Here is a 21,730-nt window from a genome sequence, read left to right on the forward strand (position 1 = left end):
GGACCCCCGTGCCGCCCCGCGTGCTCATGTGCGCATACCGGGCGGAATGATGACGGCCCGCAGCGGTGCCAGCAGCTGGTTGGCCTCGCCCGCCCCCTCGAACGTGCCCAGGTTGTGGGCCTGGCCGGGCACCGCCTTCAGCGGCTCCTCCCCGCAGCGGTCGCCGAACAGCACCAGGGCGGGGTGCGGGCGGTGCCGCCGCGACTGCCACACCAGCCCCCGCGCGTCCGGCACCTGGCGCCGGATCTCCCGCGCCCAGGCGCGGGTCTGCGCGTACTCGTCCGTCTCCAGCAGCCAGGAGGTCTGGAACACCGCGGCCAGGTCCTCCTCCTCGACCAGCCGCACCAGGACCAGGTCCTCGGTCACCCGCACCTTGGACAGCGAGCGGGTGGCCGCCAGCGCCCACGGCACCTGACGCCGCCCCTCCGGCCCGGTGAACTCCATGTCCCGCAACATCACCTCGGCGAGGGCGGTGGTCGGTTCCACGGCCGCGTAGAGATACGGATACCGGTCCTCGGTGGTGGCGTCGAAGCGGTTGCCGCCGAAGAAGGAGTGCGCGGGCTTCGGGTTGAACTCGGTGCAGGGGTAGGCGGTTTCATGGCACCGCCACAGCTCGGTGCCCGCGCTCAGGACGAACAGGTTCGGGCTCATGTGCGCGCCCTCGGGGGGCGCCTGCCTCACCATCCGCCGTCTCCGATCAGCGCGGCGGCGGCCTCGGTCAGCCGTGCGTCCGGCACCCGCCCCACCAGGGCGGCCGGTGCGTCGCGCAGCCAGGTGTTGCCACCGAGCCACCAGTCGGCGGCGCCCCACGGGTCCTGGTCCGACAGCAGCATTCTGTTGATCCGCTGCACCACCGGCCGTGGCTCACCGGTGTCCGGGTCGAACTGGAAGTCCGGGTAGCGGTCGCCGCGTTCGGGATCGGACAGGCGGATCAGGCCGGCCCCGGTGGGATCCTCGACGGCCGTGCCGGTGAGCTGCTCCGGGCCCCGCGCGGGGGCGGTGAGCAGCCGCTGCCGTACGGCCCGGGCGACCTCGACGCTCTCGGGGTCCAGCGTCGGCCAGTCCACGGAGTCCAGCAGCCGGATCAGCTCGGCGAGCCGGTCGGTGTCCGGCAGGACGGCGGAGGGCGCGGCGCCCCCGGACCGGAACTGGTCCAGTTTCCTGCGCAGTTCCATCTCGCGGGGGAGTGGCAGCAGGGCCAGCCGCACCTGCCGCACCGCACCGCGCACGGCCCTGGCGTCGTCTCCGGCGACCCGCAGCCGCAGCACGCTGTCCTGGAAACCGCTGAACTGCGCGGCGGTGAGCGAGGCGCGGATCTCCGGCAGATGTCGGCGCAGCAACTCCAGGAGATCGTCGGTGGTCATGGCTGTCGTCCTTCCACGGGTGCGTGGGGAGCGGGGTTGCCCTGGTGGATGAATCCGGCCCAGGAGACGGCCCGGGCCAGGCCCCCCGCGTCGCTCTGCGTCTCGGCCAGCAGGAGCCCGGTCAGCCCGGGGACGGGACGACGGTCGTGGTCGAGCATCCACAACTGGGCGGCGCGCAGGGCGTCCGGCGGGGCCAGCCCGGCGACGGTCAGATGGTGATGGAAGACCACCATGAGCGCGGCCGAGGCGCTGTCCGAGACCTTCCACCGCGAGCCGACCACATCCGTGGCGCCCCGCGCCAGCAGTGCGGTGGTCGGGGTCAGCGCCTCGTCGTGGTCACGGCTGCTGAGGTCCGTCTCGCAGGCACTGAGCACGATCAGCGGCCCGGTGGCGGCCCGTTCCCCGGCGGGTACGTCGAGGATGCGCGTCACCGTCAGCCTGCCCAGGTCCGGGGTGTCCGTGGGGCCCTGGACGGCCGCGGGGTCCGGGCCGGCCAGGTGGAGGGCCGAGTCGGTGGGCCGCAGCCCGGCCAGGCCGTGCACCACCAGATGCAGCAGCGAGGCGGCGGGTGCGGCCGGGCCGCCGGAGAGGTGGGAGAGCACGTCATCGGGCGTGCCCAGCGCGTTCTCGGGCGCGTCCTCGTGCCAGCCGTAGAGCAGGGCCTCGGTGTAGTACGCGGTACGCAGGGCCGTCACCTCGTCCTGCGCCCACGTCAGATCCCCGCTCGGGTCGGCCACCAGCACCGCGCGCTCGCTCGCGGGCACCCGGCCGCGCCGGGCGGCCCGCAGGAACTCACCGCCGGACGCGGCGTACGAGATGACCGCGCCCTCGCAGGCGTACGCGTACGGGCGCCGCGCGTCGGCTCGTTGCCGGGGGAGGCGGGCGGCGTGCCAGGGAACGGCACCGAGGTTGCCGCACGGCACGAGGACGAGCCGGACCGGTGCGTCGTGTGCCGCGGGCCCGTCCTCCGCTTTGCCGCGCCCGTCCGCCGCCCGGGCGTTCAGCGCGTCCAGGACGGGGGCGATGACGGCCGGGCCCGCCCAGTCGCACAGCCCCTCCAGCGCCGCCTCCCAGTCGCGATGGGCCTCCGCGTGGGCGTCCATGCCCTGCTCGGACACGGCGGACCGCCGGGCACCCGCGTCCAGATAGCGCTCCAGCGGCTCCCGGCCGAGCGCGCCGAGCCCCGGCAGCGGCAGCGCCGTCGGCTCGCCGGCGCTCCGCACCAGGACGGCCACGCCATCGGCGGTGCCCTGACCGGGCACCAGATACACCAGGGCATCGGCGCCGGTGGCGCGCAGCCCGTCCCGCAACTCGGCGATGCCGGGGGCGCCGAGCAGCCCGCGCAGCGCCTCGGAGCCGCCCTCCGGCCGCCGCAGCGCCTCCAGCGCGCGGCGGCGCAGGGTGCTGGGGATGGCGAGGCCCGGGGCGGGCCCGGTCGGCATCACTCGCGCGAGCGCGCTGCGGACCTCCTCCGGGGTGCCGCCGCCGAGACCGGACGCGAGTCCGTCGCCGACGCCGGTCGCGAGCCCACCACCAACTCCGGTCGCAAGCCCACCACCAATGCCGGTCCCGAGTCCGCCACCGGTCGGCGCGGCCCCGGGCGGGAGGTCCCGTACGGCGGTCCGCCACTGCTCGGCCAGCTCCGCCTCGCCCCGGGCGGCCAGCTGCTCCGGGACCCCGGCGGCCGCGGCCGCGGCGCGCAGCACCAGGCCCCGCCCGTTCTCCAGCGACGTCACGGCCTCCTCGATCCGGCCGTCCACGGCGGCCCAGTGGGCGGCGAGCAGCCCGCGGCTGGCCCCCGCCCTGGCCACCTCGAGGCCGTGCTCGGCGCCGAGTTGCAGCAGGACGTCCTCGGCGAGCACCCGCAGCGACTCCTGCGCCGTCGAGACGGCGGCACCGAGGTCGTCACGCGCCCGGTCGCCGCGCAGCCGGTACGCCTCGGCCAGCTCCCAGAGCACCTTCTGCCGGATGTCCGGGCTGGTGCGCTCCGTGAGGTCCCGGCGGGCCTGCTCCAGCTCACCGACCGCTTCCTCCAGGACGGACGGGTCGTCGGTCGAGCGGTGGATGGCGAGCAGCGCGTACACGATGGCCTGCCGGATGCGCACATGCTGGTCGGTGGTCGAGGCGGGGCCCTCCAGGGCCCCGCGGGCCCGGGTCACCGCCTCGGAGACCCGGGCCAGGTCCGGTTCGATCAGGGAGGAGAGGGCCAGCGCGGGTGCCCAGCACGCGTCCATCAGGGGCCGCGCGAACACGGGAACCCTCGGATGCCCCGCCGCCTCCTCCAGATACGCGACGGCCGTGCGCAGGGCGGTGACCCCGCCGTCCAGCGTGGCCAGGCTCAACTGGGCTTGGCCGAGCAGGAAGAGGACCAGGAACTGCCACTCGCCGCCCTCGGTCTCCTCCAGCAGGTCGAGCAGCTCGTCCAGCAGCTCCTCGAGCCGTTCGGTGTCCTCCTCGGCGAGGGCTTCAGTGATGCGCAGCTGAAGGTGCATGCACTGGTTGCAGATCCGCAGCCCCGCGGCGCCGGGCCCGGTGGCGTGTGCAGAGTCGAACACCGCCGAGGCGGGGCCGAAGAGCGCGTCGAGACGGGCCCGAGCCTGATCGCGGTCGGTGAGGTTGCCGCCGAGGGTGTTGGCCGCGGCCAGCAGCCCGGGCGAGATGAGCCCGGCCATCCAGCCCAACCGTCCGGACCCCTCCCCGGCCGCCGCGTCGATCAACTCGGCCGCCTCGGCCAGCCGATCGGCGTCACCCGTGCGCACACCCTGCGCCATGCGGCTCATCGCGGCGCGCATCGCGGTCTCCGCCTCTTCACCGGCCGGTCCCTTGCTCACCTCCTCGACCAGGGTGGTCAAATCCTCCGCCCGGATGGTGCCGGGCACTTCGAGCTCCAGCAGGAGGGCGGCCTCCGCGAAGGTGAGAGCGGTCTCCTCCTCGGTGGGCTCCGTCATCGCCTCGGCCTCACCGCCTTCGTCCGCCTCCCCGGTCCCGGAGAACTCGGCGACCAGCCCGCTCAGGGCCCGCATCAGCTCGGAGTTGCGGCCCGGCAGCCGCTGCGCCATCTGCTCGGCCAGGTCGGCCATCTGCCCGACGTCCCGTGAGCGCACGACGGCGGGCACCCGCTCGAGGACGCCGGCCGCCCAGAACAGGGATTCGGCGGCGTCTACGGGGAGGGTCGGTGCCAGGTCGGCCACCAGACCGCGCAGCTCGGTCAGATCGGCGGTGAGTTCAGGGTCACCCAACGCCACTCGGCGCCCCAGGTCGAAGGACTCCAGGAGACGGGACAGCGTGCCGTCCCATCCGGCCGTCATGCCGGGCGTGAGCAGCAACCGCACCAGGTGGAAGGCGGAGGCCCGCCCGTCCCGTGGGTCGAGCACCTCAGGCGCGCGGGCAGCCCGCAGCACCCGCAGGCCCCTACTCCGGTCGTCGTCCGTGGGATCGCGCCCATAGCGCTCGGCGTACAGGCCGCCGAGCCGGGCGCGTACGGTGCACAGCAGCGCGTCCCCGTCCGGTACGGCAGCCGCCAACTCGGCTTCCAGGCCGTCGAGTTCGGCGATGCGGTGGTCGAGCAGGGCGGGGTCGGCGGTGGCGGGCGACCGAGTGCCCTCGGGCGCCGGATCGGCCGCCGGGCCGTCGGACGGGCCTTCCGGGGACGGGCCTTCGGAACCTCGGCCATCCGAACCGGCGCCGCCGGACGAGCCCTCGGCGGCCTGGCTCTCCGGCGGGGGCGGGGTGCCCTCCGGCGGGGGCGGGGCGATCCACGCCAGCGCGTCGGCCGCGGCTCGTTCGGCGCGGTCGCGTAATGCCGCGAGATCCCTGCCGTGCATGAAACGTCCCCCTTCGTCATGCCTCTCTCATCATCCGCCCGTCCGCGCGAGCGCAGGAGTCCTTTGATCGCTCTTTCCGGAAACCGACCAGAAGACGTCCGCGAATCGCCCGGTCGATACGCGGGTGCGGCGCCGCGAGCGAAGCCCCGCGGCGCCTCCGCGCTCTTCTTCGTACGGTTTCCTTAGAATCGCTCGCATGTCTGATCTGGTGACTGATGAGCTGATTGACCTGCAAAAATCCGCTGATGCAGAGCATCAGCGGGTGTCTGGCCTGGACGGCGATGAGCGCCGGGACCAGTGGGAGCGGTGGCGTGCGGCGGCGGAGCGGGTGCAGGCGGCGATCACGGAGCATGCCACGTCGGCCGGGTTGAGCAGATTCGAGGTGGAGCGGGCGGTGAAGAAGGCCGTAAGACATCCGGAGGACTCGTCCGCGGCGTAGACGCGTCCGGGGCGAGGGCGGCGCGGATGGCTCCCGGGCCGCCCTCGAACCGATCCCGGGTCGCCCTCGCGCCGTCCCCGGGTCGCCCTCGCGCCGTCCCCGGGTGGCTCTCGGCCGCTTCCGCGCCGCCCTCACGGCAGGCACGTGCCCCCGGCACAACCCCACCCACCTGCGACAAAGGGGAAAACGGACATGAGGTGAATCATGTGACATCCCGTCACGCCCGGTGAGGCACCTTTATCGATGCGTGACCAAATGTGTGGGTGCGGTGCTTGATCGCGCCCTACCCTCGCCGGTGACTCAACGTTTCTGCACAGGGTCCTCGCGGCGAAAAGGGTGGAACGTACATGTACGGCACGATCGACGGGTTCAACTACGGGGCCGCCACCCCGCTGGCGGCCTACCTCATGGCCTGTCTCGGCGGAGCCCTCGGCTTACGCTGCACCGCCCGGTCGGTGCGCACCCAGCGCTCCTGGAAGGCGGGCTGGCTCGCGCTCGGATCCGCGTCGATCGGCTCGGGCATCTGGACGATGCACTTCATCGCCATGATGGGGTTCCATGTGAAGGAGACCCCGATCGGCTTCGACATACCGATCACCATTCTCAGCCTCGTCGTGGCGATCGTCGTCGTCGGCATCGGCATCTTCATGGTCGGCTACCGGGGCACTTCCCCGGGGGTGCTGCTCTCGGCCGGTGTGTTCACCGGACTCGGCGTCGCGGGCATGCACTACATCGGGATGTCCGCGATGCGCATGCAGGGGCACCTGGAGTACTCCGTGCCGACCGTCCTGCTCTCCGTCCTGATCGCGGTCGTGGCCGCGACCGCCGCCCTCTGGGCCGCCGTGACCATCCACGGCTTCCGCGCCAGCCTGGCGTCGAGCCTGGTGATGGGGGTCGCCGTGACCGGGATGCACTACACGGGCATGGCCGCGGTCAGCGTGCGGCTGGACGATGTGCTCAGCGCCTCCGTGGGCGGTGAGGCGCCCGCTTCGCTCATCCTCCCCATGCTCATCGGCCCGGTGATCTTCCTGGTGATCGCGGGGACCATCATCATGTTCGATCCGCTGCTCGTCCTGGGCGAGGGGGAGTGGAACGAGAAGAAGGCGGACGGTGCGCGCGGGACCCCGCCACCACCACCGCCCCGGCCGGTCTGGCCGAGTTGGCCACCGGAGGAGGAGCCCGCACGGGCCCGGACGAGCCGCCCGGCCCCGCGCCACGGCCGCCAGGAGTACCGCGAGTGGTGAACCCACGACCTTCGGGGGCACGACGAGGCGGCCGTGACCCGCGTGCGGAGCGGACACCGATCCGCCGCCACGGCCGCCCCGCCGCCCCCGTTAGTGGAACCGGTGCGTTCCCGACCAGCCGGGGTCCCCGCTCATGGCGAAGCGCACCCACGCGCCGTGCATCTCCGCGGCCAGCGACGGCGGGACGTCCGGTCCGAGCAGTCCGTTGGCCGTACGGAGCGCGGGCAGATCGGTGTGGTCGAAGACGAACGGGAGCTCCACGGCGTGGCATGCGCCGAACGGTCCGCCCCGCCAGTCGAAGTCGTAGGTGAACGCCTTGTCGTAGCGGGACACCAGCCGCTCACGGGCGTCGCGGAACATCGCGTCGATGGCCGCGCCCCGTTCCGGCCGCTGGTAGAGCAGCGACTCCTGGGTGTTCGTGCCCACCAGCAGATCCACCGGATGCGGCGGTGGCGCCTCGTCGAGCCCGTCGAGCACCACACCCAGCGGCGACACCCTCGGCCCCACCCCGGGCACCTCGGCGAGCGCGGACACCAGACGCTCGTCGGGGATGCCGGCGAACGCCTCGGCCGTCGCCGGAACGCCCAGCCGGTCCGCCAGGGCCCGGGTCGTCTCCGCCGCCTCCGCGCCGGTCAGGGTGTGGAGCCCACCGCTCTGGCTGATCGCGCCCCGGAACAGCCCGGCGGCCTCGGGCGTCACCAGCAGCGCGCTGACGATCATCCCTCCCGCCGACTGCCCGAACACCGTGACCCGGTCCGGGTCCCCGCCGTAGTCCGCGATGTGCTCACGCACCCATCGCAGCGCCGCGAGCACGTCCAGCAGGCCCCGGTTGCGCGGGGCGTCCGGCAGGTCGAGCCAGCCCAGCGCGCCGAGGCGGTAGTTGAGGGTGACCAGGACCACGCCGTCGCGGGCGAAGGGCGTCCCGTCGTACACCGGCGCCTGGCCGGTGCCGGAGAGGAACGCGCCGCCGTGCACGAAGACCATCACCGGGGCGTTTCCGTCGGTCCGTGGCGTCCAGACGTTGAGCGTCAGATAGTCCTCGCCACGCACCCAGCCCGGGCCCATCAGCGGGCTCAGGTCCGCCGGGAACCGCCGCTCGGGTGCCGGAGCCGTCGGCCCGGGCCCGTCGGCGCCGGTCGCACCGTGTGCGGAGGGCGCACCCGGTACGGGGATCGGTGCGGCGAACCGCGCGGCGCCGGTCGGCCCGGCCGCGTAGGGGATGTTCCGGAACGCGCTCACCGCCATGCCGCCCACTCCTTCACCGCGAACCGCTCGCCGTCACGCCGCACTTCGGCCGCGCTCGCACCGGGGAAGTGCGCGGGGAACAACAGGGCACCCTCGTCCGCGGCCTCGCCCAGCACCCGGCGCCGGGAGACCCGCGCCCGGGGTTCGTCCTCGTCGAAGCAGGGGCAGACGTCCGGCTCCACGATCTGCAGCGGGCTGTGCAGCAGATCGCCGACGAAGACCGCCCGATCCGCACCGGACCGCAGCCGTACCACCGAGGAGCCGGGGGTGTGGCCGGGGGCGGGCTCGATGCGCAGCCGGGCGTCGACGTCGTAGTGGTCGCCCTCCCAGAGCACGGTCTGCCCGGCCCGGTGGACGGGGGCGACGCTGTCCTCGAACACATTCGTCATCCGGGGGCCGGAGCGGGTCCGGTGACCGTTCTCCGGATTCCAGTAGTCGAAATCGACGCGGGGGAGCACGTACCGCGCGTTGGGGAAGGTCGGCCGCCACTCACCGTCCGCCCACGAGGTGTTCCAGCCGACGTGGTCCCCGTGCACATGGGTGCAGATCACCAGGTCCACATCCTCCGGGCGGACCCCGGCCGCGGCCAGCTCCCCGAGGTAGTTCGTGTGCAGATGGTGGAAGGGCGGCATGCCCGGCCGCTCCCGGTCGTTGCCGACGCCCGTGTCGATCAGGATCGTCCGGCCCTCGCTGCGGAGCAGCCAGGTCTGGATCATCGTGCGGATCTCATCGGCGGCCGGATCCAGGAATTCGGGGGCCAGCCAGCTCTCCTGCGCGCGCCAGTGCTCCGGGGCCACGTCGGGAAAGACGAAGTCGCGTGGCAGACCCCTCGGAGCCACCTCTACCACGCGGGTGATCTCGACGTTTCCAAGCGTGATGGTGTCCATGTCTCCAGCCTGCGCGCCGGCGGACACCGGCGGTATCGGTCATATGACTGCACCACGGGCTAGAGTCGAGGGATGACCATGGTCGGGCGGAAGAGTGAGAGCGCGGCCGTACTCGGTCTGACCAGCGGTGTACTGATCCTTACGGGCGAACCGGGCGCGGGCAAGAGCACCCTGCTCGGCCTCGCGGCGGATCGTCACCAGGGCCGGGTGCTGCGGATGACGGGCAGCGAGAGCGAGGCGAACCTGACGTTCGCGGGGCTGCATCAGCTGCTGCGTCCGGTGCTGGCGGAGACCGCGCGGCTGCCGGGGCGGCAGCGGTCGGCGCTGCTGGGGGCGATGGGCCTGGGGGACGACTTCGGGCGGAGCGGCTCCGGGTACGACACCGGCCCCGGCGAGGCCGACCCCCACGGCGTCGACAGCCGACACGGCGGCCCGCCCGACCGGCTGTTGCTCGGGGTCGCGCTGCTCACGCTGCTGTCGGACCTCGCCCGGCAGTCGCCCGTCCTCGTGGTCGCCGACGACCTTCAGTGGATCGACGCCGGCTCGCTGGAGCTGCTCGCCTTCGCCGCCCGGCGCATCGGCGACGAACCCCTCACCGTGCTGGCCGGAGCCAGGGACAGGGCGGGCGAGGGCGCCCGGGGCGGGGCCACGGCGCCGTTCTCCGGCTTTCCCGTGCTCACGCTCGACCCGCTGGACGCGACGGCCGCAGGTCTCCTGCTGGACCGGCAGCCGTATCCGCCGACCGGCAGCCGACGGCTGCGCATCCTCGACCAAGCCGCCGGAAATCCCCTGGCGCTGATCGAACTCGCCCGGGCGAACGGCGCCTGCGGCGCGGACTCGGCCGGCTCCGCCGACGGAGAGCTCCTGCCGCCCACCGACCGCCTGATGCGGGTCTTCGCCGCCGACCTCGAGGCCCTGCCCGAGGCCACCCGGCAGGCACTGCTCCTGGTGGCGGCGGACGACCGGGCGGTGGCGGACCGGGTCGAGGCGCTGGCCCCGGCCGAGGCCGCCGGACTGCTGCGGATCACCGGCGGCGGCCGCGACGGCTGGCGGGCCCGGTTCCGGCATCCGCTGATCAGGTCCGCCGTCTACCACTCCGTACCACTGGCCGCCCGCCGTCAGGCCCACCGCGACCTCGCCACGCTGCTCAGCGCCGAGCCCGACCGCCGCGCCTGGCATCTGGCCGCCGCCGCGGAGGGGCCGGACGAGGAGATCGCCGCCGCGCTGGAGGAGTCGGCGGCCAGGGCCCGGGAGCGTGGCGGATACACCGCCGCCACCACCGCGCTGGAGCGGGCCGCCGAGCTGAGCCCCGGGCGGCGCGACCGGGCCCGCCGCCTGGTGGCCGCGGCGGGCGCCGCGGTGTCCACCGGGCAGCCGCACTGGGTGAGGCGGCTCGCCGCGCAGGCCGCCGCGCTCACCGACGACCCTGAGCTGTCGGCCGAGGCATCGCTGCGGGTGGGCCAGGTGCTCACGCTCAGCACCGAGCACGACACCGCGATGTCCTTGCTGCTGCGGGCGGCGGAGGACCCCAGGCTGCGCCGGGTCGCGCTCTCCTCGGCGTCGGTGGCGGGCTTCTACTCGGGCGACGAGGAATACCGCCTCGCCGTACGGGCCCGGGCACACGACGACCCCTGGACGCTCGCGGTGACCGATCCGACCGCGCACCGGTCCGAGCGGGTGGCGGCGATCCCGGCGCTGGTCGAGCGGGCGGACGGCGACCCCGCCCGGCTCATCTCGGTCGGCGCCATGGCCTGGCTGCTCGACGAGACCGCGCTCGCGGTACGGATCTTCGACGACGCCCTCCACCGCTGGCGGCTGGGCGGCTCCCTGCCCATCGGCCTCGGCTGCTCGGCCGGGTGGTCGTACCTGGACCACGGGCGGTGGGCGCAGGCCCGTACCGCCGCCGTGAACACCAACTCCGCGGGCGCCGGGCTGCCGCACCTCGACGCCGCCGCACGGTCACTCGAGGCCGCCGCGCTCGCGCTGACCGGACGGACCGATGAAGCCCGAGCCGCGGGCTCGGCCGCGCTGTCCCTCGTCGACCCGCACCGCAGCCGCGCGGTCGCCGTCCGGGCCCGGTGGGCGCTGGGCATGGCCGCGGTGGCCGACGGCGACCACGTCGGCGCGTACGAGCAGTTCCGCCTGCTGTTCACCGCCGACGGCGACCCCGTCCACTACGCGTGTTCCTACTCCGGGGTCGCCGAGCTGGCCGCCGCGGCCGTCCGTACCGGCCACGGCGCCGAGGCCGCCGCCATCGTGGAGCGCACCGCCGACCGGCTCGCCGAGGACCCCTCACCCCGGATGCGCATCCTGATCCACCGCGCCCGCGCACTGCTCGAACCGTCCCAGGCCGAGTGGCACTTCACCGCGGCCCTCGCCGAACCGGCGGGTGGCCAGTGGCCCTTCGAGCGCGCGCAGATCCTGCTGGACCACGCCGAATGGCTGCGCCGCCGCCACCGCATCACCGAGGCCCGCCACCAGCTGAACACCGCGCTGGAAACCTTCCGCCGCCTCGGCGCTCCGTCCTGGATCGACCGCACCCAGGCCGAACTGCGCGCCGCCGGTGTCGAATCCGCCCCCGCCGTCCCCGGCGCCCTCACCTCGCTGTCCCCGCAGCAGCAGCACATCATCCGCCTGGCCGCGCAGGGGCTGAGCAACCGCGAGATCGGCGAACGGCTCTTCCTCTCTCCCCGCACCGTCGGCTCGCACCTCTACCGCAGCTTCCCCAAGCTCGGCGTCACCGCCCGCTCCCAGTTGCGCGACCTGATCGAGGCGTCCGGCCAGTCGTAGTGGCGGTGGCCACGTGCGCTCCCTGCGATCGCCATCGGCAGGGCAGCTCCACCGCGATGACGGTCGGCCCGCCGCGCGGGCTGGTCACCGTCACCGTTCCATCGAGCGCGGCGACACGGCGGCGTATCCCGAGCAGCCCGAGGCCACGTCCGGCGTCACGTCCGGCGCCACCGGTCTTCCTGGCCCCGGACCCGCCGGTGGCGGCCTCGGCGCCGCCTCGTCCCTCGTCACGCACCGAGACGCGCAACCCGCTCGGGGTGCGGGTCAGCCGGACCTCGGCCCGGTCGGAGCCGCTGTGCCCGGCCACGTTCGCCAGCGCCTCCGCCACGACGAAGTACGCGGTCGCCTCGACCGCCGCCGGTGCCCGTCCCCCGCCGTCCTCCAGACCGTCCACCCGCACGGTGACATCGAGCCCGCTGCTCGCCGCGAGCGCCCGTACCGCCCCGGCCGGACCACGGTCGGTGAGGACCGGCGGATGCATGCCACGCACCACATGGCGCAGCTCCGCCAGCGCCTCGTCGGCCAGGTCCTGCGCGTCGTCCAGCATCCTGCGCGCCGCCGTCGGATCCCGGTCGTACGCCCGCTTGGCCAGCCCGATCCGCAGGGACAGGGAGACCAGCCGTGCCTGGGCGCCGTCGTGCAACTCCCGCTCAATACGCCGCAGTTCGGCACCGTGTGTCGCGATGGCACCCGCCCGGGTCTCCACCAGCTCCTCCACCCGCTGGGCCAGCCGGGCCGTGGTCCGCGCCGCGTGCCGCATTCGCCTACCCATACCGACGAGGCTAGAAGACCGGCCGGACCCGCGCGGGAGAGCGAGCCGCCCCATCGACGGTGGAGTCCGCTACACCCCCGGCCCCCGGATTCACCGGCATGGACGCATCAGGGTGCGGGTACGCGCCGGGGGAGTCATGGTGGAGGAGCCGATCCGCCCAGAAAGGCACCCGATGACGGATCTTCAGGAAGTGGACCGCATCGCCGCGGCCGACCACCACTTGGCGGTCGTGTCGACGACGCGCGCCGACCGCTCGGTCCAGGCATCCGTGGTCAACGCGGGGATCGTCGGCCATCCGGTGTCCGGTGACCAGGTGGTCGCCTTCGTCACCTACGGGCCCGCCAAACTCGCCCATCTGCGGGCGCGTCCGCGGGCCACCGTGGTCTTCCGCGCCGGGTGGAACTGGGCCGCGGTCGAGGGCCGCACCGAGATCGCGGGGCCCGACGACCCGTTCCCCGGGATCGACCCGGAGCGTCTGCGGCTGCTGCTGCGCGAGATCTTCACCGCCGCGGGCGGCACTCACGACGACTGGGCCGCGTACGACCGCGTGATGGCCGAGCAGCGCCGCGCCGCGGTCTTCGTCCACCCCGAACGCGTCTACGGCAACTGACCCCCGTGGCGGCGGGGCCACCGGAGGGCCCCGGCGTCGTCAGAACCGGACGCGGCCGTCCCCGTCCACCCTCGTCGAGGGGGCCAGCTCCTGGGAGACCTCTTCGACCTGCCGCAGGATCCGCCGCGCCGTCGGGGCCGGGGGAACCACCGGCTCGCCGTCCGCGGTGAGCTCGACCGGGTGGAGACGCAGCCGGGGCGGGCCTTCCCCCAGGGTCACCTCGAACACCGCGCTCTCGAACCACGGCCGGTCGAACATCCGCTCCTTGTAGCGGGAGGGCGGGCGCCGGTCGGCGGGAGCCACCTCCTCGCAGGGGTGGAACAGGAAGTTCCCGGTCGAGTAGAGGATGAGGCCGTCCCCGTACCGCTCGACCGGGTGGAGGCAGTGCGGATGGTGTCCGATCACCAGATCCGCACCGGCGTCGACAAGCCGCCGGCCCAGCGGCTGCTGGTACTCGGCCAACGGCCCCTGGTTGCTGGGCAGATAGCACCAGGGAACGCCCCAGTGCACCGCCACCACCACGGTGGCGGCCAGCTCCTTGGCCCGCCGGACCGCCTCCTCGGCACGCACCACATCGGCCTCGCGCGCCCTGGTGCGGACATACGGCACGGTCCCGGGCTGCTCCTCGATCAGCACGCCGTCGAACTCGTAAGCCTGCTCGACCCTCACCGGGGCGATCCCCGGCCGGTGCGAGGTGGCGTTGAAGCCCGGCGGCAGGACACAGCACAGGCTCAGAAAGGCCACCTCGGCGCGGCCCCGGCCGGAGAGCCGGACGGCACGCAGCGCCTCGTCGAGGTCCTCCCCGGCCCCGGCGTGGGCGACACCGGTCTCGTCCAGAGCCGCCCTGGTGCTGCGCAGACCGTCGATGCCGTAGTCGAGCGCGTGGTTGGTGGCCAGCGAACAGGCGTCGAAGCCGAGCCGGGCCAGCTCGGGCGCCATGTCGCTGCCCACACGGAAGGCGACCGGCTTCTCGGCCGGGTACCCGGTGTCGGTCAGCGGGACCTCGAGGTTGCCGATCGTCAGATCGGCGTCCCGCAGCAGCGGCAGCGCCGAGGTGCCCGCGGAGAGGTCCCCGTCGAGGGCCACGGCCGGTCTCCGGGCGACCACCACGTCCCCCACGGCGATCAGTTTCATGTGCCACTCCCCCCACTCGGGCCGGTCCGCGACGGGATCAGGCTACGCGGGGGCCGGGGGCCGCCCGCCGGGGTGCCGGCCGGGCCGGTCAGCCGTCCGTGCGGAGGATCATGCAGGTCGTGGTCGCGTGGGCGATCAACTTGCCTTGTTCGTCCAGCACCTTGCCCTCGGCCGTGGCGGTGCGGCGACCGGCGTGGAGTACGGTGCCTTCGGCGATGAGGGTCTGCCCGTCGGTGCGGGCCGCGCGGATGTAGTTCACCTTGAGCTCCAGGGTGGTGTAGCCCACTCCGGCCGGGAGAGTGGTGTGAACGGCGCAGCCCATGGCCGAGTCGAGCAGGGTGGCGGCGATACCGCCGTGGACGGTGCCGAGGGGATTGGCGAAGTCGGGGCGGGTGTCGAGGGAGACGACGACGCGTCCGGGGTCCACCTCGTCGAAACGCATGCCGAGGAGCCGCCCGATGGTGGGGACGTCGGTGGGACGCTCGGACTGCACCCATCGGATGAGATCGAGGCCGGAGAGGGTGCTGAGGTCGGTGGTGGGCACAGGCGTTCCTCGTGGTCGTGGTGGTCCGCGCCGTTCGGGACGGGTACGGCGCGGGAGCCGGTGGGGCTGTCGGCCAAGGGGGCTGTCGGCCAGAGGAGTTGTCGGCCGAGGGGGTCGTCAGCCGAGGGGGTTGTCCTTCGCGCGCAGGGCGGCCAGTACGGGGGCGTACATCCGGGCCTTGATGGTGCCGAGGGTGTCACCGGCCTTGCCCGCCTGCGCCGCGGCCAACTCGACGGCGGTCGACCGGACGGAGTCCTCCGCCACCGCGTGGTCGACGATCCCGGCGGCGAGCGCGTCGTGGCCGCCGTAACGACGAGCGGTGACCATGGCCTCGTGGGCGGTCCGCGGGCTCAGGCGGCCCTGGATGAGCGCGGACATGCCCGGGGTGAAGGGGATGTTGATGTCCGCCTCGGGCAGACACCAGAAGCCACGGTCGGCGCGCATCACCCGGACGTCATGGGCCAGGGAGAACATCGCGCCCGCCGCGAAGGTGTGCCCCTGCAGCGCGGCCACGGTCACGAGCGGCAGCGACAGCATCCGGGCCAGGAGCCCATGGACGGAGGTGACATAGTCCTGGTGCTGGTCGGCGTGTGCCAACAGCCAGTCCAGGTCCAGGCCGTTGGAGTAGAACTTCCCGGTGGCGGCCGTGACCAGGGCACGCGCCCCCTCGGCCTTCTCCACCTCGTCCAGGGCGCCGTCGACGGCGGTGAGCCAGTCGGGGTGGAAACGGTTCTCGCCGTCCCCGAGGTCGAGCACGAAGACGTTGTCCCGGCGGTCCAGCGTGGGCATGGCTGCTCCTTCACACAGGGCTGAGTCGGCCGACGGGTCCGCGCGCCCCCGATCCGGCGGCCAGCGGATCACGGCGGTTGGTTCACCGTGGTTTCACGGTGGTGGCGTGGTTTCACGGTGGTGGCGCGTCCCGGTCGCGGGCGGGGTCCGCCAACGAGCCGGTGGTACGCAGAGCGTGGGCCAGAAGGTCATGGATCTCGGCGGCGGCCGCCTCCAGCGGGGCGGTGCTCCGCTCGGCCCGGCACATGATGACGGCGCCCTCCACCGCGGCGACGATGAACGCTGCCAGCCGCCTTCCCCGCTCCTCCGACAAACCGTGCCGGACGAACAAGGCGGCCAGCGCCTCCTGCCAGCGGGTGAACGCCGCGGCCGCGGAGCGGGCGAGCTGCGGGGCGTCGTCGTTGGTCTCGACGGCCACCGCCACGATGGGGCAACCGGTCCGGAAGTCGCTTTCGACGAGGCGTCCGCGCCACAGCGTGAAGAACGCGTCGACCGCCTCCACCGGGTCATCGGCCCGCACACCGGTCTCGATCAGCCCGGCGATGAAGTCACCCGCGAGCGCCACCGCCTCGTCGATCAACTGCGCCCGCCCGCCCGGGAAATGGTGGTAGACCGAGCCGCGCGGGGCTCCGCTGTGCGCGAGCACCCGGTCGATGCTCGTGGCGCTCGCGCCGTACTCCCGCAGCAGCGCCGCGGCGCTCAGCACCATCCGCTCGCGGCTGTCGCTCTTGCGCCGGACCATGCCCCCACACCTCCCTTACGTGTGGGTAACTTATGCTCCATGACATAGAACATGCAAGAGCTGTCGGCGAACACACCCGGCCACCGGCCGTTGTCCGTCGCTATGGCACCCGCGCCGTCCACTCTTCGTTGCTGTACTTCGTGAGGGCCAGTTCCTCGGCGCGTGCCATCTCCTCGTCGGTGACGTGTCCCTGAGTGAGGCCGTAGCGGGCGCGGAACGAGCCGAGCATGCGGTCGATGATCTCGGCTCGGGGCAGGCCGGTCTGGCGGCGTAGCGGGTCGACACGCTTCTTGGCGCTCTCGGTGCCCTTGTCGGAGAGCTTCTCCTTGCCGATGCGCAGCACGTCGAGCATCTTGTCGGCGTCGATGTCGTACGCCATCGTCACGTGGTGCAGTACCGCGCCGTCACCACTGGCCAGGCGCTTCTGTGCGGCACCGGCGATTTTGCCTCCCTCGGAGGCGATGTCGTTGAGGGGCTGGTACCAAGCCTTGATGCCCATGTCGCCGAGCGCGGCCAGAACCCAGTCGTCGAGGTAGGCGTAGGAATCGGCGAACGAAAGCCCGGAGACGAGGGAGGCCGGTACCGAAAGGGAGTAGGTGATGGTGTTCTCGGCCTCCACGAACATGGCTCCGCCACCGGAGATGCGCCGCACCACCGTGACTCCGTGGCGAGCCGCGCCCACGGGGTCCACTTCATTGCGGAGGGACTGGAAGCTGCCGATGATGACGGCAGGGCTGCCCCACTCCCACACCCGCAGTGTGGGCGGCCGCCGTCCTGCGGCGACCTCGTCGGTCAGCACCTCGTCCAGGGCCATGTGCAGCGCCGGGTCCTGCGGCCCCTCGTGGATCAGCTGCCAGTCGTAGTCCGTCCAGTCGGTGGCACGGGCCAGCGCCCGCCGCACCGCGATGCCGACGGCCTCGGGGGAGAAGCCGAACATCACGGTGCCGGCCGGCAGCCCCGCCTTGACGCGGGCGGCGAGCGCCTGTGCGTCGGCGTCGGCGGGTGCGCCCTCCAGGGCCCGGTCGATGGCGTGCAGCGCCTCGTCCGGTTCCAGGAAGAAGTCGCCCGCCACCCGCACCTCGCGCAGCGCGCCGTCGTGGACCTCCAGATCCGCGACGACCAGCTTGCCGCCCGGCACCTTGTACTCACCGTGCATGCCCTGCACCGCCTCCTGTTTCCGCCCCGGCGTCCCGATCATTATCCCGCGCCATGGCCGGATCCCGCGCAGTGACCGCCTTCGGGCCACAGCGCGGGAGACGTGGCGGGGTCAGGCTCCGGTGGTCGAGCCCGGGCGGACGATCATGAGGATGGTCACCGTCGCCCACAGCAGGTTGAACACGCCCGTGAACATGGCCAGTTGGGCGGTGTCGGACCGCTCCAGGGCCTTGCTCGCACCGAGGTTGTCGAGGAGTTCGCCCTGGCGGGGCAGGACGAAGGCGACCAGGACACCGGCGGCCGCGGCCGTCAGGGCGATGGAGGCGGTGAGCCAGCCGCTGTCGAGGACGCCCATCGCGGCGGCCGTGGCGAAGCCGAAGAGGGGCACGGCCAGGCCCATCGTGGCGTAGACGTGGCAGATGCGGTGCAGCAGCCGGACCGTGCCCAGGTCCGCCTCGCCCTCGGCGGCGGCCGCGTGGGCGTTGCGTGCCGCGGGCGGGAACATGCTGGCCGCGACGGTGACGGGGCCGATCGCCACAATGGCGGCCAGGACGTGCAGGGAGAGCAGGATCTTGGTCATCGGGTGGCGTCCGGCTCCCTTTCGAACGTGGTAGGCACCAGCGTCTCCTTTCGAGCGTGGGGCGGATGGTGCCCGCCCCACGCTAGGGAGCCGGAAGAAGATCACCCAGGGGCTGAAATGACGGAAGTCAACGGATTCTCGCCATGCCGAGTCCAGTAGCGGCGTCTCATTCCTCGACGTACTGCGCCACCCCGTGCCCGAACGACCAGTCGGCCGACTCGTTCTCGGTCAGCGTGATGAACACGTTCCGCGGCTCGGTCCCCGCGTACTCCTCGGCGAGCTCGGCGATCCGCCGGTACAGCGCCTGCTTCTGTGCCGGTGTGCGCCCCGAGCGCATCGTGAGGGCGACGTAGACGATGCCGTCATCGCGCGGCACACCGAGGTAGTCGTCGTAAGCCAGTATGCCGCTGGTGCCGTCATGGCTGGTCAGGACCTGGAACCGGTCGTTGGGCGGGAAGCCGATGGTTTCCACCAGCGCGTCGTGCACGGCACGGCCGAGCGCGTCGAGCCGGTCGGCGTCGGCCCGCAGCGCGTCAATGCGGACGAAGGGCATGTCGGCGGCTCTCCTTCTGGCAAGGGGGTGGGGGGAAGGTCGCGGGCTCAGCGGACATGGGCGGTGAGCAGGCCGAGCGCCCCGTCCATCGCCCGGGCGTACACCTCGGCCGAGTCGGCGGCGCGGGCCAGCACATAGCCGCCCTGCAACACCGCGACCAGCGCGGTGGCCGTGGCCACCGGGTCGAGCCCGGTGCCGAGCTCGCCGCTCGCCCGGCCCTCCGCGAGCAGCCCGGCCAGCCGGTCGGTGAGCCAGGCGAAGGTCTCCTCGACCGGCCGGCGCAGCTCCGGATCGGCCATCACATCGGGGTCCTGGGTGAGACGGCCGACCGGACACCCCTTCAGGGCGTCCCGCTCCCGCCGCAGATAGGCGGTGATCCGCTCGAACACCGTGCCGGGACCGCCGAACTCGGCCTCCGCCCTGTCCCTCAGCTCCTCGGCGCTGCGGCTGATCGCGGCGAGCGCCAGGTCGGGCTTGCCGCGGAAGTGGTGGTACATGCTGCCCTGGCCCGCTCCGGAGCGCTCCTGGATCGCCTTCGGGCTGGTGCCCACATAGCCGCGCTCCCACAGCAGCTCACGGGTGCTTGCGATGAGTCGTTCCCGGGTGTCCATGACCCTACATACTAGTAGGTACAAAAGGAAACGCGCGGACGGCCCCCTCGGTGAGAGGATCCCCCCGTACTGTGCGCGCTGGTTCGGACGGTGGAAGGTGACGATGTACGCGATACCCCTGGGCGAGGACGGCGCGGAGCTGCGCCCGCTGGAGCCGTGGCAGGCCGAGGAGTTCCTCGCCCATATGGACCGGGGACGGGAGTTCATCGGGCGGCACATCGCACTGGCGGACGCCGTGGCCGACCTGGAGTCGGCCCGGGCGTTCCTCCAGGGGTACGCGGACAAGGCGGCGGCCGACGCCGGGCGGATCCACGGCATCTGGACGGACGGCAAGCTGGTCGGCGGGGTCCTCTTCCGCACGATGGACGTCGAACAGCGCACCGCGGAGGCGGGTTGCTGGCTGGAGCCGTCCGCGGTGGGCAGGGGACTGGTGACCCGTGCCACGCGCGTGATCATCGACTGGGCCGTCGAGGAGCGGGGCATCCACCGCGTGGAGTGGTGGGCGGCGGCCGCGAACGAGGCCAGCATCGCCGTGGCCCGGCGGCTGGGGATGACCAAGGACGGTGTGTTGCGGGAGGGCCGTCTGCACCGGGGCAGGCGGCATGACATGGAGATCTGGTCGGTGCTCGCACCGGAGTGGCGGGCGGGCCGGCAGCCCTCCTGATGGGAACCTGGACCGACGCCTTCGTCGCACCCGCCGAGCCGGACCTGCTTCCGCCGGAATCCTTCGGCCGCCTGGTGGTGGACCTGGCCCGAGAGCGTGTGGTCCATACGCCGTGGTGGCTCCTGGCGGGCAGGCTCTGTGTCAACGCGAGCCTCAACTGGGTCAGCGTCAGCGGGCAGGCGCGCTATGACCGGCCCGCCCCGGGGACGTCGCTGCGGACCGAGCGGCACCCCCTGTGGCAGGAGGACGACGACCCGCCGCCCTGGGGTGATTCCGATGAGGAGGCCAGGCTGCTCGCCACCGGTGGGTCGATACGCCACGTCCTCCCGGCCCTCCGGGCGGCTCCCTACGGCCGGGAGGACATCGCGGTCGTCTTTCCCCGCCTGGACTTCCGCCACCGCGGCATCTCCGACTTCCTGATCTGCGAGGACCACCGCACCATGCTGGTGTGCTTCGCCCTCGCCCGGCCGCAGGTCCGCCCGCTCGCCGCGGATGACACGGCGGAGGTCGGCGGGGAGGTGCACCCGGTGCGGACCTGTGTGGTCCACACCTACAAACTCGCCCGCCGGATCGGCCCGGCCTCGGCCATCACCGCCGTCGCCGCCCGCCACTTCGGCCCCGACCTGGTCACCGGCAGAACCTGGGGCTGACGGCCCTACCCCACCGGGTCAGCGGTGGCGGCGCGCCACGGTGATGATCTCCGGACTGGTGTCCGTCAGCGGCCCGCGGTCCCAGTCCCCGAACTGCTCCGCCACGGCCAGCCCCGCCTCGCCCAGGAACCCGGCCAGCGCGTCCGGGCCGAGGAACCGCAGGGTGCCGCGGCTCAGCAGGGGCCGCTCCCAGCCCGGGCTGCGGTAGGTGTGCGTGGCCGCGACGAGACCGTCCCGCACCGGCGTCTCCACCTCGCACACACAGCGCACCACGGCCCCGGTGGCGTCCACCACCTCGCCCGAGTACCGCACGTCCCAGTCCTCCCACTCCCGCACCAGCGGATTGCGGGTCTCGAAAACGAAGCGGCCATCGTCGGTCAGCGCCGTGGCGATCGCGGCCAGCGCACCGCGCAACTCCTCGTCTCCGAGCAGCGTCTGGAAGGCGTGGCCGGTCATCACCACCAGCTCGAACTCACGGTGCCACCCCGGCGCCGAGGCAAGGTCGCCGAGCACCCACTCCACGTCCGGGCACTCCCGCGCCACCTCCAGCATCCCCACCGCGGGATCCAGCCCGCACAGCCGCCCCTGGTGCCCGTTCTCCCGCGCCCCGCGCAACAGCGCGCCCGTGCCGCACCCCACGTCCAGGACGGAGCGGGCGGACATCACGAGGGGGAGATAGAACCCGAAGTCCCCGCGCTCGTCCCAGGGGCAGAACAGGTCGTACAGCGCGGCCAGCCGGCGATCGGAGAACTGCGTGTCCACCATGGCCGCCACAGTGCCCTGGGCGTGGCGGGCGCGCAAGGCCCGGCACCGGCCGATGGCACCGCGGACCAGCCGTCATACGACCGGCGGAGCGGGTCTATGTGGTCGATGTGATCTGCCGTTGGATCGAGAGCGAGCCTGCGGGAGCACAGACCGGACCGGGTCCACAAGGTCCATAAGTTTTTGCCCTCGATGGAGCCGGGCGGTAAACCTCTCCGGGTCCGATCGCGTCTAGATCGACAACGGACGCACAGCACCGGTGACCCTGACGGGGCCGGTTTCCTGGCCCCTATACACAACGTGTATACATAGGGTGCATACACCCCGTGTATGCACTCAGTGTATAGAGGCGTGCGCTCCTGGGAACAACA

The 21,730-nt window shown here is 73.0% G+C and carries 20 protein-coding genes and 1 pseudogene; 6 read left to right on the top strand and 15 right to left on the bottom strand.

Annotated elements, in window-relative coordinates; genetic code table 11:
- Positions 1–24: 24 nt before the first annotated feature.
- From ACZ6TD_RS42270 to ACZ6TD_RS42280, 3 genes are read right to left on the bottom strand one after another with little or no spacing between them, the layout of a single operon-like run.
- Positions 25–651, bottom strand: a complete 627-nt coding sequence (locus tag ACZ6TD_RS42270; protein ID WP_471346753.1) for an RES family NAD+ phosphorylase — start codon at positions 649–651, stop codon at positions 25–27.
- A 26-nt stretch (positions 652–677) separates the two neighbouring features.
- On the bottom strand, positions 678–1,364 hold the full coding sequence (locus ACZ6TD_RS42275) for a hypothetical protein (RefSeq protein WP_471346755.1): 687 nt from the start codon (positions 1,362–1,364) through the stop codon (positions 678–680).
- The gene (locus tag ACZ6TD_RS42280) at positions 1,361–5,188 is read right to left on the bottom strand and encodes a CHAT domain-containing protein (protein ID WP_471346757.1); all 3,828 of its coding nucleotides are present in this window, start codon (positions 5,186–5,188) and stop codon (positions 1,361–1,363) included. Before ACZ6TD_RS42280 ends, ACZ6TD_RS42275 begins: the two co-directional genes overlap by 4 nt.
- A gap of 196 nt (positions 5,189–5,384) precedes the next feature.
- On the opposite strand from ACZ6TD_RS42280, the gene ACZ6TD_RS42285 reads away from it, so the two are divergent.
- Positions 5,385–5,627 carry a hypothetical protein gene (locus ACZ6TD_RS42285; RefSeq protein WP_471346758.1) on the top strand — a complete coding sequence of 81 codons (243 nt, stop codon included), beginning with the start codon at positions 5,385–5,387 and terminating at the stop codon, positions 5,625–5,627.
- 347 nt (positions 5,628–5,974) lie between these two features.
- On the top strand, positions 5,975–6,871 hold the full coding sequence (locus tag ACZ6TD_RS42290) for an MHYT domain-containing protein (RefSeq protein ID WP_471346760.1): 897 nt from the start codon (positions 5,975–5,977) through the stop codon (positions 6,869–6,871).
- Positions 6,872–6,961: 90 nt separating this feature from the next.
- Here ACZ6TD_RS42290 and ACZ6TD_RS42295 read toward each other — a convergent pair whose 3' ends face one another.
- Together ACZ6TD_RS42295 and ACZ6TD_RS42300 are read right to left on the bottom strand one after the other, a co-directional pair.
- The gene (locus ACZ6TD_RS42295; protein WP_471346762.1) at positions 6,962–8,116 is read right to left on the bottom strand and encodes a carboxylesterase family protein; all 1,155 of its coding nucleotides are present in this window, start codon (positions 8,114–8,116) and stop codon (positions 6,962–6,964) included.
- Positions 8,107–9,003 carry an MBL fold metallo-hydrolase gene (locus tag ACZ6TD_RS42300; protein ID WP_471346764.1) on the bottom strand — a complete coding sequence of 299 codons (897 nt, stop codon included), beginning with the start codon at positions 9,001–9,003 and terminating at the stop codon, positions 8,107–8,109. Before ACZ6TD_RS42300 ends, ACZ6TD_RS42295 begins: the two co-directional genes overlap by 10 nt.
- Before the next feature lie 72 nt (positions 9,004–9,075).
- Here ACZ6TD_RS42300 and ACZ6TD_RS42305 point away from each other — a divergent pair, with 72 nt between their 5' ends.
- Complete coding sequence (locus tag ACZ6TD_RS42305; protein WP_471346766.1) at positions 9,076–11,793, top strand: helix-turn-helix transcriptional regulator; 2,718 nt, start codon at positions 9,076–9,078, stop codon at positions 11,791–11,793.
- Between the two features lie 31 nt (positions 11,794–11,824).
- On the opposite strand, the pseudogene ACZ6TD_RS42310 reads toward ACZ6TD_RS42305, so the two are convergent.
- Positions 11,825–12,529 (bottom strand): annotated as a pseudogene (locus ACZ6TD_RS42310) (sensor histidine kinase); the annotation flags it as partial.
- Positions 12,530–12,737: 208 nt separating this feature from the next.
- Between ACZ6TD_RS42310 and ACZ6TD_RS42315 the strand changes: the two are divergent.
- The gene (locus ACZ6TD_RS42315) at positions 12,738–13,175 is read left to right on the top strand and encodes a TIGR03618 family F420-dependent PPOX class oxidoreductase (RefSeq protein WP_471346768.1); all 438 of its coding nucleotides are present in this window, start codon (positions 12,738–12,740) and stop codon (positions 13,173–13,175) included.
- A gap of 39 nt (positions 13,176–13,214) precedes the next feature.
- On the opposite strand, the gene ACZ6TD_RS42320 is transcribed toward ACZ6TD_RS42315, so the two are convergent.
- From ACZ6TD_RS42320 to ACZ6TD_RS42355, 8 genes are all read right to left on the bottom strand, one after another.
- Positions 13,215–14,309, bottom strand: a complete 1,095-nt coding sequence (locus tag ACZ6TD_RS42320; RefSeq protein ID WP_471346770.1) for a CapA family protein — start codon at positions 14,307–14,309, stop codon at positions 13,215–13,217.
- An 88-nt stretch (positions 14,310–14,397) separates the two neighbouring features.
- Positions 14,398–14,853, bottom strand: coding sequence for a PaaI family thioesterase (locus tag ACZ6TD_RS42325; protein ID WP_471346772.1), 456 nt, complete (start codon positions 14,851–14,853; stop codon positions 14,398–14,400).
- A 117-nt stretch (positions 14,854–14,970) separates the two neighbouring features.
- Positions 14,971–15,642: an enoyl-CoA hydratase-related protein gene (locus ACZ6TD_RS42330; protein WP_471346774.1), complete on the bottom strand. Its 672-nt coding sequence runs from the start codon at positions 15,640–15,642 to the stop codon at positions 14,971–14,973.
- A gap of 112 nt (positions 15,643–15,754) precedes the next feature.
- The gene (locus ACZ6TD_RS42335) at positions 15,755–16,384 is read right to left on the bottom strand and encodes a TetR/AcrR family transcriptional regulator (protein ID WP_471346775.1); all 630 of its coding nucleotides are present in this window, start codon (positions 16,382–16,384) and stop codon (positions 15,755–15,757) included.
- 100 nt (positions 16,385–16,484) lie between these two features.
- Positions 16,485–17,540 (bottom strand): lipoate--protein ligase family protein, encoded by a 1,056-nt coding sequence (locus tag ACZ6TD_RS42340; RefSeq protein WP_471346777.1) that lies wholly within the window; start codon positions 17,538–17,540, stop codon positions 16,485–16,487.
- Between the two features lie 111 nt (positions 17,541–17,651).
- Complete coding sequence (locus ACZ6TD_RS42345; RefSeq protein ID WP_471346778.1) at positions 17,652–18,119, bottom strand: DUF2269 family protein; 468 nt, start codon at positions 18,117–18,119, stop codon at positions 17,652–17,654.
- A 166-nt stretch (positions 18,120–18,285) separates the two neighbouring features.
- Complete coding sequence (locus ACZ6TD_RS42350; RefSeq protein ID WP_471346780.1) at positions 18,286–18,672, bottom strand: tautomerase family protein; 387 nt, start codon at positions 18,670–18,672, stop codon at positions 18,286–18,288.
- Between the two features lie 47 nt (positions 18,673–18,719).
- Complete coding sequence (locus tag ACZ6TD_RS42355; protein ID WP_471346782.1) at positions 18,720–19,283, bottom strand: TetR/AcrR family transcriptional regulator; 564 nt, start codon at positions 19,281–19,283, stop codon at positions 18,720–18,722.
- Between the two features lie 103 nt (positions 19,284–19,386).
- Here ACZ6TD_RS42355 and ACZ6TD_RS42360 point away from each other — a divergent pair, with 103 nt between their 5' ends.
- Together ACZ6TD_RS42360 and ACZ6TD_RS42365 are read left to right on the top strand one after the other, a co-directional pair.
- Positions 19,387–19,947, top strand: coding sequence for a GNAT family N-acetyltransferase (locus tag ACZ6TD_RS42360; RefSeq protein ID WP_471346784.1), 561 nt, complete (start codon positions 19,387–19,389; stop codon positions 19,945–19,947).
- Positions 19,947–20,597: a hypothetical protein gene (locus ACZ6TD_RS42365; protein ID WP_471346786.1), complete on the top strand. Its 651-nt coding sequence runs from the start codon at positions 19,947–19,949 to the stop codon at positions 20,595–20,597. Before ACZ6TD_RS42360 ends, ACZ6TD_RS42365 begins: the two co-directional genes overlap by 1 nt.
- Positions 20,598–20,615: 18 nt before the next feature.
- Here ACZ6TD_RS42365 and ACZ6TD_RS42370 read toward each other — a convergent pair whose 3' ends face one another.
- Positions 20,616–21,362: a class I SAM-dependent methyltransferase gene (locus ACZ6TD_RS42370; RefSeq protein ID WP_471346788.1), complete on the bottom strand. Its 747-nt coding sequence runs from the start codon at positions 21,360–21,362 to the stop codon at positions 20,616–20,618.
- Positions 21,363–21,730: the final 368 nt, after the last annotated feature.

Source organism: Streptomyces yongxingensis (assembly GCF_055597465.1).